The sequence below is a fragment of the Paraburkholderia dinghuensis genome (genome assembly GCF_003837865.1).
Taxonomy (GTDB): Bacteria; Pseudomonadota; Gammaproteobacteria; order Burkholderiales; family Burkholderiaceae; genus Paraburkholderia; species Paraburkholderia dinghuensis.
The window spans coordinates 60,510-75,702 of the sequence record NZ_RQIS01000014.1; the positions used below are offsets into that span (position 1 = coordinate 60,510).

Consider the following 15,193-nt stretch of genomic DNA (forward strand, 5'->3'; position numbering starts at 1 on the left):
GTTGAACCGGCGGGCGGCCACACACGCGGTGCCCGCCTTCCCGTCGTGTCATGCGAGGCCGACGACGAGCGGCCCGAGCAACGTGAGCAGCACGTTGGCGATCGTATAGGTGATGGCGAACGGCACGGTCGGGACCGAGCTTTCCGCCTTGTCGAGCACGCCGCCAAACGCCGGGTTCGAACTGCGCGAACCTGCTAGCGCACCTGCGAGCATCGCCGCGTTGTCGTACCTCAACACGTAACGACCGAATAACAACGTGAGGAGGAGCGGCACGATCGTGACGACGACACCAAGCAGGAAGAGCGTTACGCCGCTCTGCCGGATGGTCACCTCCGCCTGCAACCCTGCGTTCAGGCCCACCACCGCGACGAACGCCGTAAGGCCGAAGTCCCGGAGCAACTGCGAAGCGGCTGCCGGCATCACGCCGTACATCGGATACTTGCCCCGCATCCAGCCGAACAGCAGCCCCGAGACCAGGCAGCCGCCGCCCGAGCCGAGCGTGAGCGGAATGCCTGAGATGTGAATGACGATGAGGCCGATCAGGAGGCCGAGCGCGAGTCCGACGCCCATGTAGATGAGGTCGGTCTTGTACGTGTACTCCATCTCGTAGCCCGCGGCGAGTGCCGCGCGCTTCGTGTCGGCGGCGGTGCCGTAAAACGTCATCACGTCGCCGTGCTCGACACGCGTCTCGGGCAGAACCGGCACCGACTGCCCGGCGCGCGTGATGCTCTCGATATACACGCCGTGGCGCAACTGACGCTCGACGCTCTTGCGCAGTTCCGCGATCGTCGTGTGGTTCATGCCCTCGGCCGTGAACACGGCCCGGCGTGTGCGCATCACGAGGCTCAGGCCACCCGAGTCCGGCACCTCAGGCCCAAGCCGCGCACCCACTTCGACCATCTGCTTGCGGTGGCCGACCACGAGGACGATATCGTCTCGGCTCAGCACAAATTCGGGCGCGGGTTCGACCGGCTCGCCCGCACGGCTGACCTTCTCGATTACCACCATGTCGTGCTCGGCAAGTTCGATCTGCTTGATCGTCTTCCCGGCGCCGGAATCGACGCGAAACACGCGGCCGAACAACTCGGGCAGCGCGGAGACCATGCCGGGCCCCATCGCGGGCTCCGCACTGCCGGACATTGCCTGTTCGGCCTCGATCGACGCCTCCTTGAGCCCCTGCCCCAGTATCCTCGGCAGGATGTTCACGCAGACGATGATCGCGCCCAGCGTGCCGAACACGTACGTCACCGCGTAACCGACCGCGACATCGGCCTGCATGCTCTTCACCTGATCGGCCGACAAGCCGAGATGCGCGATGGCGTCGCCGGCCGTGCCTATGATCGCCGATTGCGTCATGCCACCCGCAGCGAGACCCGCGGCAAGCCCTTTGTTGAGATGGAAAAGCTTCGCGCAGACGAGCACGGTGATGAGGCCCGCGAAGGCCATGAACGCGGACATGGCGATCTCGCGCAGCGACTTGCGATTGAGCGAGCTGACGAAGCCCGGACCCGACTGATAGCCGACCGCATAGATGAACACGGCGAACATGACCGACTTGACGCCGTTGTCCACCGTCACGCCGACCTGGCTGATGACGATTGCCGCGAGCAGCGTGCCGCCCACGCCACCGAACTGGAACTTCCCGAATCTGATCTGCCCGACCCAGTAACCGATGGCCAGCGACAGAAACAGCGCTATTTCCGGGGACCTTTGAAAGATGCGATGTAGCCATTCCATCGTGACCTCGCTCTGGAAGCAACAACTCCGCTGTTCCAGTGCGCAGGTCCCGAAAGCTCGTCTCGCACGCGAGCCCCGACGCACCGCTCCTCAACCGATCTTCGCTGCCAGCCCTGCCACGACTGGTCCGCTCAGTGGCAACAGGATGTTCGGTAACGCATACGTGATGGTGTCGCCGAACACCGACGTCGAATTCCCGGCAACACCGACAAGCGCGTTGATGTCTGGCGTGTTGCACAACTGACCTGCAATCGCGCCGGGCAGCACCGGCGCTTCGAACTTGAGAAACGTGTGTCCGATCCAGAGCGACGAGAGGCCCGGAACCGCTACCACGAGTATGCCCGCTGCGGGCATCCACCGCAGGTGCCGGGTTCGAACGACACGCCACCGATGCCGACGCTGACACGGCCAGTCGCCATACCGACGATCACTCCAGGTGCAAGGTAGACAAAATCGGGTTTCTGCGGTTGTTACGTGCCGCGCACGTTGCTACTCACATCACATCCAATCCAGACAGCGATCCGCAATAATGCGGTCGTCTTCTCTTTCTCTTACCGGCAGTTTATGTAACGGCCATCAATCGACGCGGCGTAAATGAACGCTGTATTCCGAAGAAAAATCGATTTCGTTGTCATGGCCTATAAGACATGAAAAACATTGGTTTCTCGCAGGATTGCAGGCAATCATGAACCGCCATACGTGCTGCACGTAACACCCGCGCAATTCAATTACGCTGCACACGGAACCGATTCTTCATTCAATTCTCATGCTTGAACAGCATTGAACCCTTTAACGCCATAAACCACAGGCGCGCTTCAAGATTAAGATTGCAATCCTCACGAACTGTCAATATGATTTTCGTGCCCGTTCAGTCCTCGCGAGGCCGCCGCAATCCCAATCGATAGAGACGCTGCTGCGTCAGCCACGTCGTTGCAACGTCCCCTCACCCGGTCCATGCAATCAGCATACGAGGCGAAACTCCATGAACCAGATACATGCGATGCGCGTCTTCGTCAGAGTTGCACAAACGCAGAGTTTCCGGCGCGCCGCAGAACAACTCGACGTATCGAATGCACTCGTCACCCGATCAATCGCGATGCTCGAAGCGCATCTGCACACGCGCCTCATCAACCGCACCACGCGCAATCTCTCGCTCACCGATGCCGGGCTGCGTTATCTGGAAGGCTGCCGCAGCGTGCTCGAAGAACTCGATCATCTCGAACAGACCGTCACCCACACCGAACACGAACCGAGTGGCACGCTGCGCGTGGTCGCCGCGGGCGCGCTCTCGCTTGCCCCGCTCACGCCGCTCATCGACGGATACCGGCGGCGATATCCGCGCGTGAACGTGCGCCTGACGCTGGCCGAACACCCGATCGATCTGATCGAGGATGGCTTCGATTGCGGCATCGTTGCGGCGACGCCCGCGCGCGACAGAGATCTCGTCGAGCGTTTGCTCGGCACCACGACGTTCGTGCCGTGCGCGGCGCCTGCATGGATCGCGGAACACGGCGAGCCGCTCAGGCCCGACCAGCTCGCGCGCCACGCGGCGGTGACTTTGCCGCCGGAGGAACGCAGCGCGACGTGGCAATTCGTGCGCGCGGGCGAGCGCGCGCAGCAGGTGACACTGCAGAGCGCCTATGAAGTCAACAATATGCTCATGGTGCGTCTTGCGGTGCTCGCGGGGATGGGGATTGCGATCGTGCCGGCGCCGCTCGTCGCAGACGATCTCGCAGCCGGCACGCTGCTCCGTCTCCTGCCCGACTACGAAATCGACGATCCCGACGCACGCGTGTCAATCGTCTATCCGGACCGGCAATACCTGCCAGCCAAAACGCGCCGCTTCATCGACTACACCGTCGAGCACTTCGAACACGCGCATCGCGCGCTCGCGAGCGCATCGGGCGGCACGTCGCTGCAGGCAGTGACGGACGTTTGAGACGGACGTTTCAATCGGCGCTGCGCGAGCGACTGAGCGATACGCAGCATGGCGCGCCCCCCAGCACTCACACGCCGTGTGCAATCGGCACGGCAGCGCTTTCGGTGACGTCGGTCACACCACACAGTTCACGCAGTAGTGGCGCTTCACGCTCGTGCACCTCTACGGGCAATACCGTAGCCCCCGCCCACGCCAGATACCGCGCCCGGTGCTGCCCGTTGCGAAACGCCACGACGCCCACATGCGCAAACCCGAGCCAGCCCGCGATACTTGCTGCCCGGCGCGTCGAGATCGTCACATACGGCATCTGCGGCACACGCTCGTTTTCCGGGTCGAGAAATTCGCGGATGCCGCGCACCTTGCCCGCATGCCAGTCACCAACGGGACGCAGCACATAATCGGTGTCGTCGCGGTCGGCGCATTCGAGCAGCCTGTGGAGATCGACGAGCACCACTTCATGGCGCGTGCCGTCGGTCGTGAAGACGCGTTTGAGGCGCACATGATCATAGGCGCGATGACCGGGCAACTGCACGATCCAGAACGGTCCGCAGGGCATTAGCGACGAAGGGCTGGAGTCAGGGGTAAGCATGGACGGCGGCTGCATGCGAGAAGGCGTTTTTCGGGAATCAAAAGTGGCATACGCTACGGAGGATTCGTGACTTCCCTGTGTCCAATGCTCGCTGCATGTTCTCAAAGGAAATGACAGATGACCCTGCAAACCGAAACGCAAACCGACACATTCGGCACCGATGTTCGCATCGAAGCGAATGGGCGCGTAGCGACCATCGTGCTTGACCGCCCGCCAAAGCGCAATGCCATCGACCGGCCAACGGCAAACGCGCTAAAGGACGCCTTCGCTCGTTTCGAAACGAATCCGCACTGGCGCACGGGCGTGCTGTTCGGTGCCGGCGGCACGTTCTGCGCAGGGGCGGATCTGAGTGCGCTCAATGACGACAACCGACGCAATGAACTGCATGCCGACGGCAGCGGCGCAGGTCCGCTCGGCCCGACACGCATGGCGCTCAACAAACCCGTGATTGCCGCTATCACAGGATACGCCGTTGCCGGAGGGCTGGAACTGGCGCTGCTTTGCGATCTTCGCGTGATGGAGGAAGACGCCGTGCTTGGCGTGTTCTGCCGGCGCGTGGGGGTACCGCTGATCGACGGCGGCACGGTGCGGCTGCCGCGTCTCATCGGGCTTTCCCGTGCGCTCGATCTGATACTCACGGGCCGTCCCGTCGATGCGCGCGAGGCGCTCGCGATCGGTCTCGCGAACCGCGTCGTCGCGCGCGGCGAGGCGCGCGTGCAAGCCGAACAACTCGCCGCGCAGATAGCGGCGTTTCCGCAAGCGGCAATGCTCGCCGATCGCCGCTCGGCACTCGACAACAGTCTGCTCGACGATCTGGCCGAAGCGTTGCGCCGCGAAGGCGCGGCAGGCTATCGCGCGATGCTCGATGAGGGATTCGAGGGCGCGGCGCGATTCGCGTCGGGTGCGGGCCGTCACGGAGCACCAATGGACAGTTGATTCGGGTTGAAGGCGCGCTCGCAATTCACTAAATTGAAACCTGAATGGCGTCGCCCCCATCGCCGATCTGCTCCTCTGTGACCCACGCAGCCCGCGGCCTTACTCTTGTGTAATCCGCGACGCCCCACGCTCCTGATGCCGCATCACGGGAGAGGCCATGTCGACGGATCGACTTATCCGGTTCGCTGATTTCGAACTCGATGTCGAACGCTACCAGTTGCGACGCGCGGGTCATACGATCCGGATCGAGCGGCTGCCGATGGATCTGTTGATCCTGCTCGCATCGCGTCGCGGCGAACTCGTCGCACGCGCAGATATCGTCGACCGGATCTGGGGCGGCAGCCCGTTTCGCGACACCGAAAACGGCATCAATACAGCGATCCGGAAGATCCGCATCGCACTCGAAGAAGATCCCGCGACGCCGTGCCATCTCATCACCGTGAAGGGCAAGGGCTACCGCCTCGACGGTGTGTTGAACGCGTCTCGGGAGGCCGCCGTCATCGAATCGGCAACGGTCGCGCCGGCACCAGCGCGCGCGCTGGTGCTGCCGTTTGCAAACCTGACCGGCGACGCAGCGAATGAGAGCCTGTGCAGCGCGCTCGCAGACGAGATCTCGGCGACGCTGGGCGCCCTCGACCCCGAGCGGCTCCTGATGATTGCGCGCACCACGGCGACACGCTACCGCGACACGCCAAAGCGCATCAGCGAAATCGCGCGCGAATTGAAAGTGGACTACGTGCTCGAAGGCTCGATCACGCAGGAAGCAAGCCGTCTGCGCGTCCTCACGCGCCTGATCCGCTGTGCCGACGAGGTACAGATCTGGAGCTGCGCACATGAGTCCGTCGCGCAGGGCGCACTCGACGTTCTCAAGGAAGTGGCCGCGGCGCTCGCGCGGGACCTAACGCCGGCGCTCGGCGAACCGCGCCCCACTGCGCTGGCGCGCCGCCTGCCGGTCGATCCGGCTGCGCACGATGCGTATGTGCGCGGGCGCTACTACTGGTACCGGCGCGTTCACTTCGACGCGGGCTTCAGCGCCCATCACGCCGTCGACGGCGAGGATTTTTTCCGCAGCCGGACGTACTTCGAAACGGCCGTCGAACGCGACCCGGATTACGCGCTCGGTTACACAGGTCTTTCGAACTACTACGGATCGACGGTTGTGCACGGCTTCTTTCCGCCGATCGAAGGCTGGCCTCTCGCGCGAGAGCTGGCCGAGAATGCGCTGGAACTGGACCCCGACCTGCCCGAGGCACATCACGCGCTAGCCGCCGTCCAGTATTTCTTCGAGTGGGACTGGGGCAAGGCCGAAGCGGGCTTCAAGGCGGCGCTGCAACGCAATCCGGGTTACCCGGAGGCGCAGCGCCTTTATGCGCGCCTGCTTGCCGCCGCGGGGCGCCGTGCGGAGAGCGAGGCCGCAATGGAACACGCCGAGCGCGTCGACCCGCTCGCGTTTCAGGGCTCGCGCGCATTCGGCATGGTGCTATCGGGCAAGTACGCGGAAGTCGTTAGCGAATATCTGGCGCCGGGGCATGTGGAGCACCCGCCGCTCGTCTATCAATTGCTCGCGACGGCGTTCGAAGTGAAAAGGCTCTTTGCGCAAGCCGTGGACGCCACCGTCGAGGCACTGGTGTCCTGTGGACAGCAGGTGCGGGCGGCGGCGATCCGCGCGCAGTGGGAAGCGGGTGGCTATGACGCCGTGCTGCGCTGGTATCTGGACGACCTGCTTACGCGGCGGCAGAGCCGCTATACGTCACCGCTGGTGATCGCCGAGACCTACGCACGCCTCGCTCAACCCGACGAAATGTTTCACTGGCTCGAAGCGGCGCTCGCGGAGCGCAGTTCGCGACTGTGCGAACTGCGCACGAATCCATGGTTCCAGCCGTACCGGCTGACGGGCCGCATGCGCCTGATCGAAAAGCATATTGGCACAGGCCGCGCATAGCGCCGGTTCGCGCTGCAATCCCCCGCAAAGCGCCGCGTCGGATCAAGGCGGCGCGGCGCTCAATGTTCGCCGCGATACACGGTCTTTTTCAGTCGCTCCAGGTCGCCGTCCTGCTCGGAATGGATGAGGTCCTGATAAACCTGCTCGTGTGTGATAGCCGTTGACTTGCCGGATGCTCCCATCGTCGACGGCATACCGCCCACGTCCTGTGACGGCTGCGGGCTACCTGGCGACGTATCGGGCTGCGAATCAGCCCAGGCGAATCCCACGAAGCAGGCGGCCGCGCAGGCCACCGCCAGACGCATTGTGCTCAACGTGTCCATTTCATCGCTCCGGAAAGCGTGCGCATGCGCACTGCCGCCATGCGCGTCGCGGACGATCAAACTGCGCCGCGCCCGGCAGGCGCGGCCCCGATCGCAGAATCATCGTGCGACGGGCCGGTTCGTCCCGCCATGGATTTAGCCTGAAGAAATCGTCAAGGATCGTCACCCGGCCGCTTTGACGATCTCGGTCGGCGAAACTCGAGGCGTTGGTATCCTGCGGACAGCAAGCGCGGGCGGCTGCGGTCCGTGCGCAGTGCGAAGTGGAAATGGGGCGGCTACGGCGCCGTGCTGTGCTTGTATCCGGACGACTCGCCCACGCTGCGGCGTGGCCGCTAGATGCCACCCCTCGCGATCGCCGAGACCTGCGCGCGCATCGCTCAGGCCGACGAGATATTTCACTGGTTCGAGGCGGCGCTCGCGGAGCGCAGCTCGCAAATCTGCGAGCTGCGCACGAATCCGTGGTTCCAGCCTTGCCGGCTAACGGGCCGCATGCGCCTGGTCGAAAAGCATGTCGGCATGGGCCGGACATAAGGTCTGTTCGCGCTGCTCTCCCCGTTAAAGCGGCGCTGCGGCCTCCCCGCGCGGCACTAATCAGCCGCCGTTATAGAGCGTCTTCTGCAGTTTTTCGAGCGTGCCGTTCTGCTCGGAGCGGATGAGGTCCTGATAAATCTGCTCGTGCGTGATTGCCGATGGCGCACCCGCGGCACCCGTCGACGACGGCATGCCGCCCACATCCTGTGACACCGGCGGGCTACCAGGCGACGTATCGGGCTGCGAATCGGCCCAGGCGAATCCCGCGAAACAGGCGGCCGCGCAGGCCACCGCCAGACGCATTGCGCTCAACATGTTCATTTCATCGCTCCGGAAGGGGTGCGCATGTGCCTTGCCGCCATGCGCCTCGCGGACGATCGGGCTGCGCCACGCCCGGCAGGCGCGAACCCCATCGCATAAGCATCGTGCGACGCGCTGATTCTTCCGACCATGGACGCAACCTGAAGAAATCGTCAAGGATGGCCGTCCGGCCTCTTTCTTTGCGAAGCAGGGTCAGTGAAGAAACACGTTTAAAAGCGGGCCGTATGCGATGCGTCAGGATTCAGTACAATTCCGCGTTGACTTAATAGCGGCGGCTTCTCCGCCATGCCCGCCGCGCCTTCCGACCACATCATTCATGCCGCTGCCCCTCCTTGCCCTTGCCGTCGCCGCGTTTGGCATCGGCACCACGGAATTCGTCATCATGGGCCTCCTGCCCGACGTGGCGCGTGACCTCGCCGTCTCGATCCCCGCCGCCGGCATGCTGGTATCCGCCTACGCACTGGGTGTCACGATCGGCGCGCCGATCGTTGCCATCGCGATCGCCAACGTGCCGCGCAAGGCCGCGCTCATGCGGCTCATCGGCATCTTCATCGTCGGCAACCTGCTCTGCGCGCTCGCGCCGAACTACGCAATCCTGATGGCCGCGCGCATCGTCACCGCGTTCTGCCACGGCGCGTTCTTCGGCATCGGCTCGGTGGTCGCGGCCGGCCTCGTCGCACCGAACCGCCGTGCCCAGGCCATCGCGCTCATGTTCACCGGGCTCACGCTTGCAAACGTGCTCGGCGTGCCGCTCGGCACCGCGCTCGGACAGATCGCCGGGTGGCGCGCGACGTTCTGGGCCGTGACCGGCATCGGCGTGCTCGCGGCGCTCGCGCTGCGGGTGTGCCTGCCCGCGAAGATCGAGATGCAGCGCACAAGTCTCGTTCACGAATTCAGCGTCTTGAAGGATCCGCAGGTGCTGATGGTCCTCGGCATGAGCGTGCTGGCATCGGCGAGCCTCTTCTCCGTGTTCACCTACATCACGCCGATCCTCGAAGACGTGACTGGATTCACCCCGCACGAAGTGACCTTCGTGCTGCTGCTGTTCGGCCTCGGCCTGACCGTCGGCAGCACACTCGGCGGCAAGCTCGCCGACTGGAAGCTGATGCGTTCACTGCTCGGCTTCCTCGCCTCGATCGGGCTCGTGCTCGCTGTGTTCGCGGCCACCATGCACGACCCTATCGCCGCGATGGCGACCATCTTCGTATGGGGCGTCCTGGCGTTCGCCATTGTGCCGCCGCTGCAGATGCTCATCGTCGATCGTGCGAGCCACGCGCCGAACCTCGCCTCGACGCTCAACCAGGGCGCGTTCAACCTCGGCAATGCGGGGGGCGCGTGGCTCGGCGGCGTCGCGATCAGCGCGGGCGCGCCGCTCACCGGGCTGCCGTGGCTCGGTGTGGCAATGGCCATCGCGGCGCTCGTGCTCACGCTCGTCTCCGCGCAGATCGACCGCCGTGCGCGTCGCCGCGTAAGTGTGACGGAACCGATTTCTTGCGCCTGAATCGCATGCTGGACATCGTGCGCGGCGTGCGCTACGGCGTAAGCAGCGGCTCGTTGTAGCTTCGCGCCCGATGAAAGCCGTCCTCTCGCGCGATTTCCTTGCGCTTATCCTGAGCGTCGCCGTGGTCGGTCTCGGTTCCGGCGCGAAGCTTCCACTCACGCTGCGTTGGGAGCGCATACGCGGCGCGGCGCGGACGCGCGTGCAGATCTAAGTCGATATTCCGGATTGCAGACGAAAACGGCCGGCACGCTTCATCGCGTGCCGGCCGTTTTTGCATGCGTCGAATAAAGACGCGCTTTGCGCTTTTACGCCTTGTGTGCCGGCAGAATCTTGCCGACACAGGTTCCGAACCCGACGCGATAACCATCGCCCTGGCACCAGCCCGCGAGCGTGAGTTCGTCGCCGTCTTCGATGAAGACGCGCGTTTCGCCGCCGTTCAGCGCGAGCGGGTTCTTCGCGTTCCAGGTGAGTTCGAGCAGGCTGCCGAACGAGTCCGGAGTCGGACCGGAGATCGTGCCCGAACCCATCAGATCGCCGACACGCGTGTTGCAGCCCGCCACCGTGTGATGCGCAAGCTGCTGCGCCATCGACCAGTACATATGGCGGAAATTGGTACGCGCGATGGTCGAGGCCTGAGCGGCACCTTCGGGGCGCAGCAGCACTTCGAGTGCGATATCGAACGCGTGATTTCCCTCGTGGCGCAGGTATTCGAGCGGCTGCGGCTCCTGCTGCGGCTGCGCGACGCGGAACGGCTCGAGTGCGTCGAGCGTCACGACCCAGGGCGAAATCGAAGTCGCGAATGTCTTAGCGTTGAACGGCCCGAGCGGCACGTACTCCCACTGCTGGATGTCTCGCGCGCTCCAGTCGTTGAGCAGCACCATCCCGAAGATGTGATCCTCCGCGGCCTCGCACGCAATCGGCTCGCCGAGCGCGTTGCCGCGTCCGATGATGAAACCCGTCTCCAGTTCGATGTCGAGCTTGCGGCACGCGCCGAGCACCGGCCGCTCCTGATCCGGCAGCTTCAACTGGCCACTCGGGCGGCGCACGGACGTGCCGCTCACCACCACCGACGATGCGCGGCCGTTGTAACCGATCGGCATCTCGGACCAGTTCGGCAGCAGCGCATTCTTCGGATCCCGAAACATTGAACCGACATTTGTTGCATGTTCTTTCGACGAATAAAAGTCGGTATAGCCCGGGATCTCCACCGGCAGGTGCAGCGTCGCATCGGCTTGGCGCACGAACGCGCGCGCACGCAATGCAGCGTCGTCGCGCAGCGTTGCGGTCTCACGCGCGAGCAACGACGAAAGCTGAACGCGCACGCTGCGCCACGTCTCGCGGCCGAGCGCGATAAAGCCGTTCAGTGCGCCGCGGGCAAACACATCCTGCGGCGCATTCGCGGGAAGACGGAGCAAACCCGCCGTGTGGAGCACGGAAAGGTCGGCGACGAGATCGCCGATCGCCACGCCCACGCGCGGCGCCTGGTTCGCTGCGTTGCTGAACACACCGAACGGCAGGTTCTGAATCGGAAAATCGCAGTGCGGATCGTTGGCACTGTCGATCCAGCTCTTGCGCGCGGGGTCGCGCGTCGCCTGAAGTTCGCCCATCACTTGACTGCTCCTTGCTGCTCCGGATTGAAATGCTTTGCGAGCCCCTGCCAGCACTGGTAGTAGTTGGCCTGCAGTTGCTGCGATTCGAGCGCGTAACGCGTCGGACGGATCAGCGTGCGCGTTTCGAACATGAAGGCCATCGTGTCGTCGACCTTGTGCGGCTTCGTGGTATCCACGCTCGATGCCTTTTCGAACGTCTGCTCGTCGGGGCCGTGACCGGTCATGCAGTTGTGCAGGCTCGCGCCACCCGGCACGAAGCCTTCGGCCTTCGCATCGTAGACGCCGTGCACAAGGCCCATGAATTCGCTCGCGACGTTGCGGTGGTACCAGGGCGGGCGGAAGGTGTTCTCGGCTGCGAGCCAGCGCGGCGGGAAAATCACGAAGTCGATCGAATCGACGCCCGGCGTGTCGGTCGGCGATTGCAGCACGAGGAAGATCGACGGGTCCGGGTGGTCATAACTGATCGAACCGATCGTGTTGTAGCGGCGCAGATCGTACTTGTACGGCGCGTAGTTCCCATGCCACGCGACGACGTCGAGCGGCGAATGGCCGATGTCCGCGCGCCAGAGTTCGCCGTTCAGCTTCGTGACGAGTTCGAACTGGCCTTCGCGGTCCTCATAGGCGGCATGCGGCGTGAGGAAGTCGCGCGGATTCGCGAGACCGTTCGAGCCGATCACGCCCAGATCCGGCAAACGCAGCAGCGCGCCGAAGTTCTCGCAGATATAGCCGCGCGCTTCGCCGTCGGGCAGATCGACCGTGAAGCGCACACCGCGCGGAATCACGACGATCTCGAACGGCTCGACGTCGAGCTTGCCCATCTCGGTGGCGATCGCGAGGCGGCCTTGCTGCGGGACGATCAGCAGTTCGCCGTCCGAGTTGTAGAAGAAGCGGTCAACCATCGAACGGTTCGCGGTGTAAAGGTGAATCGCGCAGCCGCTCATCGACGCCGCCGAGCCGTTGCCCGCCATCGTCACCCAGCCGTCGATGAAATCGGTGGGCTCGTCCGGTATCGGCAGCGGGTCCCAGCGCAACTGGTTGGGCGGCGTGGGCGGCACGGCGCCGAAGTCGGCGACGAGGCGCGGCGCGCCAATGAACGACGCATGCGAGCCAACTGGCGTGAACGGCTGATGCACGGCGCCCGGACGGATGCGATAGAGCCACGAGCGGCGGTTGTGCGAACGCGGCGCGGTGAACGCGGTGCCCGAGAGCTGCTCGGCGTAGAGGCCGTAGGCTACGCGCTGGGGCGAATTCCGGCCCTCGGGCAGCGCGCCCGGCAGCGCCTCGGTTGCGAATTCGTTGGCAAAGCCGCTCATGTAGCCGCGCTTATCGTCGGCGGTCTTGGCAGAGTCTCGCGAGGGTGCGTTCATTGCTGTGTCTCCACTTGCTCCATGCCGGCTCGCACGCCGGTGGAGGGTGATCTGGTTTGAATTCGACGGCACACGGCGACAAAGCGTCGCGCGGTTTTACGAATAGTAAAACGGATTATGATTAGTGAAATATGGTGTAAACCCTGGCCGATCTGGCCCGCGAAGCACTAAGGTTATGACCAAGAAGTCGAATCGCCAGGCGTGCACGCTGCTACCATCGCATCATGCGGTCCAGGGCTTGCACATCGTGCCAGCGCCGCCATTCACACCACCATGATTGCTCCGACCATTCCCGAGCTTGTTGCTCGCGCAGCGCTTCACCCGTTTCTAGGCGAACATCTCGCGATGGGAACAGGCCCGTTCGAGGGCCAGGCCGTCGCAAGACGCCGCGACGTGGAGTTGCTCTCGGCCTACGAGCCAATCTACGACATCACCGTGCACAGCGGCGTGCAGTCGCTCACGGCCGACCTCGCGAGCGCCGCGCGCTTCGGCGACGAACTGGGGTTCCAGGCCGAGACGCTGCGTGCGCAGGACGGACGCACGGTGCCGTGCGACCCGTTTCAGGACTCGCTCGACGACCCCGAACTGGTCGCGCTCGACCGCATGGTGCGCGCGATGCACGCGATCAATTTCCTGGGTTCACAGCAGCATGGGCTACTGTTCCTGCGCGTCCACGAACGGTTGCTGAAGAGTGTGAAATACGACCACGGACGCCATTTCTCGAACATCCTGGTGTCGTTCGGCCTCAATCCCGGACGCATCGTGATCGAGCTGCCCTCGGCGGCAGTCGCACACCGGACCTTCGTCAGCTATCTGACGAAGAGCTATCAGCGGCATGGGTTCAAAGTGGCGGGCAATCTGCCGAACGCCGGCCAGATCATTTCGGTGTCCGATATGGCGGTATCCGACTCGGCGCGGCTAGATTTCGTGAAGATGAACGCGAGCTCGGCGCTGCGCGATTCAATGGTCAAGCCGCTCGTGACCTATGCGGCGCGGCTCAGGATTCCGCTTATTTTCAACCGCGTCGTCGATGCCGCCCAGTTCGAGCAGCTGCAGCAATATGATGTGCGGTTCGTGCAAGGGCCGTTGTTCGCGGCCCACGACAAGGTGGAGTGAAGGGTGACGTGAGGCGGGCCTTGCGTGTCGCTGCCGCGTCAGCGTCTGGAGTCGGCCGCGCTCAGAGGCAAACCGGCTCTTGCTCGAGCGCCACGCCAAAGCGCGCCTCGACATCGCGCCGGATCGCCTGCGCAAGTTCGAGGATGTCGGCACCCGTCGCGCCGCCGCGGTTCACGAGCACCAGCGCCTGGCGATCGTGCACAGCCGCCGCGCGCAGCGCGCGGCCCTTCCAGCCGCACTGGTCGATGAGCCAGCCCGCCGCGAGCTTCACGCGCCCGTCGCCTTGACGGTACGAGACGATCTGCGGCTCGCGTGCGAGCAGCGCATCGAACTGCGGTGCCTCGATCACCGGATTCTTGAAGAAACTCCCCGCGTTGCCAATGAGCAACGGGTCGGGAAGCTTCGCGCGCCGCACGGCCACCACTGCATCGAAGATGGCGCGCGCATCGGGTGCACCGGTCAGGCCGCCTTCACTCAGCGCGCGCGAAAGATCCGAGTAACCGGCATTCGGCTGCCACATCTTCGGCAGCCGGAAGGTCACCGACGTAATCAGGTAGCGGTCACGCCCTTCGCGCTTGAAGAAGCTGTCGCGGTAGCCGAAAGCGCATTCGGCGGCGTCGAACTCGGTCACCGCGCCCGTCGCCATCTCGACCGCCCGCACCGACGCGCAGCGCTCGGCCATCTCCAGCCCATAGGCGCCGATGTTCTGGATCGGCGCCGCGCCCACCGTGCCGGGGATGAGCGCGAGGTTTTCAAGGCCCGGCATGCCCGCGTCGAGCGTCCACGCCACAAATTCATGCCAGTTCTCGCCGGCGGCGGCCTCGACATACCAGGCGTCGGCGTCCTCGCGCACCTTGCGGCGGCCGCGCAGCGCCACGAGCAGCACGAGGCCGTCGTAGTCGCGCGTGAGCACCACGTTGCTGCCGCCGCCCAGCACGAGCATCGGGAGACCCAACGCGCGCGGATCGCGCACGGCGTCGGTCAGGGCGGATTCGCTGTCGATCCGGCAGGCATAGCGCGCGCGCACGTCGAAACCGAACGTGTTGTGCGCGCGCAGCGCATAGCCGTCGGCAAACCAGACGGGGGACGGATCAACAATGATCGGGTCAAGAGCGGGCATCAGAGCCAACTAAAAGGCAAAGCGAACCAAACGGAAAAGCGGACAAAACGCGAACTGGACCAACAGGACGGATCTGGCAAACACCCGGCGACCCGTCCCTGATACGCCCCATACACTGCACTGCCGGCCGCCGCCGGCAGGGTCAGTCAGATTTTGTGCGA

At 64.4% G+C, this 15,193-nt stretch carries 15 protein-coding genes; 7 read left to right on the plus strand and 8 right to left on the minus strand.

The window, feature by feature from the left end; translation table 11 throughout:
* Positions 1-48 precede the first annotated feature (48 nt).
* Complete coding sequence (aspT, locus tag D1Y85_RS18925; RefSeq protein ID WP_124152611.1) at positions 49-1,737, minus strand: aspartate-alanine antiporter; 1,689 nt, start codon at positions 1,735-1,737, stop codon at positions 49-51.
* A gap of 90 nt (positions 1,738-1,827) precedes the next feature.
* A complete protein-coding gene (locus D1Y85_RS18930; protein ID WP_246024977.1) occupies positions 1,828-2,091 on the minus strand; it encodes an aspartate-alanine antiporter-like transporter in 264 nt (87 codons plus the stop codon).
* Positions 2,092-2,719: 628 nt separating this feature from the next.
* Here D1Y85_RS18930 and D1Y85_RS18935 point away from each other — a divergent pair.
* Complete coding sequence (locus D1Y85_RS18935; protein ID WP_124152612.1) at positions 2,720-3,676, plus strand: LysR family transcriptional regulator; 957 nt, start codon at positions 2,720-2,722, stop codon at positions 3,674-3,676.
* A 67-nt stretch (positions 3,677-3,743) separates the two neighbouring features.
* Here the strand turns inward: D1Y85_RS18935 and D1Y85_RS18940 are convergent, their stop codons facing one another.
* Positions 3,744-4,280, minus strand: coding sequence for a plasmid fertility inhibition factor family protein (locus tag D1Y85_RS18940; protein ID WP_124152613.1), 537 nt, complete (start codon positions 4,278-4,280; stop codon positions 3,744-3,746).
* 102 nt (positions 4,281-4,382) lie between these two features.
* On the opposite strand from D1Y85_RS18940, the gene D1Y85_RS18945 reads away from it, so the two are divergent.
* Both D1Y85_RS18945 and D1Y85_RS18950 read left to right on the plus strand, forming a co-directional pair.
* Positions 4,383-5,201: a crotonase/enoyl-CoA hydratase family protein gene (locus D1Y85_RS18945; protein WP_124152614.1), complete on the plus strand. Its 819-nt coding sequence runs from the start codon at positions 4,383-4,385 to the stop codon at positions 5,199-5,201.
* A gap of 157 nt (positions 5,202-5,358) precedes the next feature.
* A complete protein-coding gene (locus D1Y85_RS18950; RefSeq protein WP_124152615.1) occupies positions 5,359-7,143 on the plus strand; it encodes a winged helix-turn-helix domain-containing protein in 1,785 nt (594 codons plus the stop codon).
* Between the two features lie 59 nt (positions 7,144-7,202).
* Here D1Y85_RS18950 and D1Y85_RS18955 read toward each other — a convergent pair whose 3' ends face one another.
* Positions 7,203-7,466: a hypothetical protein gene (locus D1Y85_RS18955; protein ID WP_124152616.1), complete on the minus strand. Its 264-nt coding sequence runs from the start codon at positions 7,464-7,466 to the stop codon at positions 7,203-7,205.
* 336 nt (positions 7,467-7,802) lie between these two features.
* On the opposite strand from D1Y85_RS18955, the gene D1Y85_RS18960 reads away from it, so the two are divergent.
* Positions 7,803-7,997: a hypothetical protein gene (locus tag D1Y85_RS18960; RefSeq protein ID WP_124152617.1), complete on the plus strand. Its 195-nt coding sequence runs from the start codon at positions 7,803-7,805 to the stop codon at positions 7,995-7,997.
* A gap of 60 nt (positions 7,998-8,057) precedes the next feature.
* Here the strand turns inward: D1Y85_RS18960 and D1Y85_RS18965 are convergent, their stop codons facing one another.
* Entirely contained in the window at positions 8,058-8,318 is a 261-nt protein-coding gene (locus tag D1Y85_RS18965; protein WP_124152618.1) for a hypothetical protein, read from the minus strand.
* Positions 8,319-8,634: 316 nt separating this feature from the next.
* Here D1Y85_RS18965 and D1Y85_RS18970 point away from each other — a divergent pair, with 316 nt between their 5' ends.
* Complete coding sequence (locus D1Y85_RS18970) at positions 8,635-9,819, plus strand: MFS transporter (RefSeq protein WP_124152619.1); 1,185 nt, start codon at positions 8,635-8,637, stop codon at positions 9,817-9,819.
* A 70-nt stretch (positions 9,820-9,889) separates the two neighbouring features.
* A complete protein-coding gene (locus tag D1Y85_RS27130; RefSeq protein ID WP_185219047.1) occupies positions 9,890-10,030 on the plus strand; it encodes a hypothetical protein in 141 nt (46 codons plus the stop codon).
* Between the two features lie 94 nt (positions 10,031-10,124).
* Here D1Y85_RS27130 and fahA read toward each other — a convergent pair whose 3' ends face one another.
* Complete coding sequence (gene fahA / locus D1Y85_RS18975) at positions 10,125-11,426, minus strand: fumarylacetoacetase (protein ID WP_185219044.1); 1,302 nt, start codon at positions 11,424-11,426, stop codon at positions 10,125-10,127.
* Complete coding sequence (hmgA, locus tag D1Y85_RS18980) at positions 11,426-12,796, minus strand: homogentisate 1,2-dioxygenase (RefSeq protein ID WP_124152621.1); 1,371 nt, start codon at positions 12,794-12,796, stop codon at positions 11,426-11,428. Before hmgA ends, fahA begins: the two co-directional genes overlap by 1 nt.
* Before the next feature lie 273 nt (positions 12,797-13,069).
* On the opposite strand from hmgA, the gene D1Y85_RS18985 reads away from it, so the two are divergent.
* On the plus strand, positions 13,070-13,912 hold the full coding sequence (locus D1Y85_RS18985) for an EAL domain-containing protein (RefSeq protein WP_124152622.1): 843 nt from the start codon (positions 13,070-13,072) through the stop codon (positions 13,910-13,912).
* A 61-nt stretch (positions 13,913-13,973) separates the two neighbouring features.
* On the opposite strand, the gene murB is transcribed toward D1Y85_RS18985, so the two are convergent.
* Entirely contained in the window at positions 13,974-15,011 is a 1,038-nt protein-coding gene (gene murB / locus D1Y85_RS18990; RefSeq protein ID WP_425466954.1) for a UDP-N-acetylmuramate dehydrogenase, read from the minus strand.
* Between the last annotated feature and the right edge of the window lie 182 nt (positions 15,012-15,193).

Excerpts from the sequence above, each read along its gene's own strand:
- aspT (WP_124152611.1), bottom strand. The coding sequence starts at position 1,737 with ATGGAATGGCTACATCGCATCTTTCAAAGGTCCCCGGAAATAGCGCTG.
- D1Y85_RS18930 (WP_246024977.1), bottom strand. The coding sequence starts at position 2,091 with ATGCCCGCAGCGGGCATACTCGTGGTAGCGGTTCCGGGCCTCTCGTCG.
- D1Y85_RS18935 (WP_124152612.1), top strand. The coding sequence starts at position 2,720 with ATGAACCAGATACATGCGATGCGCGTCTTCGTCAGAGTTGCACAAACG.
- D1Y85_RS18940 (WP_124152613.1), bottom strand. The coding sequence starts at position 4,280 with ATGCAGCCGCCGTCCATGCTTACCCCTGACTCCAGCCCTTCGTCGCTA.
- D1Y85_RS18945 (WP_124152614.1), top strand. The coding sequence starts at position 4,383 with ATGACCCTGCAAACCGAAACGCAAACCGACACATTCGGCACCGATGTT.
- D1Y85_RS18950 (WP_124152615.1), top strand. The coding sequence starts at position 5,359 with ATGTCGACGGATCGACTTATCCGGTTCGCTGATTTCGAACTCGATGTC.
- D1Y85_RS18955 (WP_124152616.1), bottom strand. The coding sequence starts at position 7,466 with ATGGACACGTTGAGCACAATGCGTCTGGCGGTGGCCTGCGCGGCCGCC.
- D1Y85_RS18960 (WP_124152617.1), top strand. The coding sequence starts at position 7,803 with ATGCCACCCCTCGCGATCGCCGAGACCTGCGCGCGCATCGCTCAGGCC.
- D1Y85_RS18965 (WP_124152618.1), bottom strand. The coding sequence starts at position 8,318 with ATGAACATGTTGAGCGCAATGCGTCTGGCGGTGGCCTGCGCGGCCGCC.
- D1Y85_RS18970 (WP_124152619.1), top strand. The coding sequence starts at position 8,635 with ATGCCGCTGCCCCTCCTTGCCCTTGCCGTCGCCGCGTTTGGCATCGGC.
- D1Y85_RS27130 (WP_185219047.1), top strand. The coding sequence starts at position 9,890 with ATGAAAGCCGTCCTCTCGCGCGATTTCCTTGCGCTTATCCTGAGCGTC.
- fahA (WP_185219044.1), bottom strand. The coding sequence starts at position 11,426 with ATGGGCGAACTTCAGGCGACGCGCGACCCCGCGCGCAAGAGCTGGATC.
- hmgA (WP_124152621.1), bottom strand. The coding sequence starts at position 12,796 with ATGAACGCACCCTCGCGAGACTCTGCCAAGACCGCCGACGATAAGCGC.
- D1Y85_RS18985 (WP_124152622.1), top strand. The coding sequence starts at position 13,070 with ATGATTGCTCCGACCATTCCCGAGCTTGTTGCTCGCGCAGCGCTTCAC.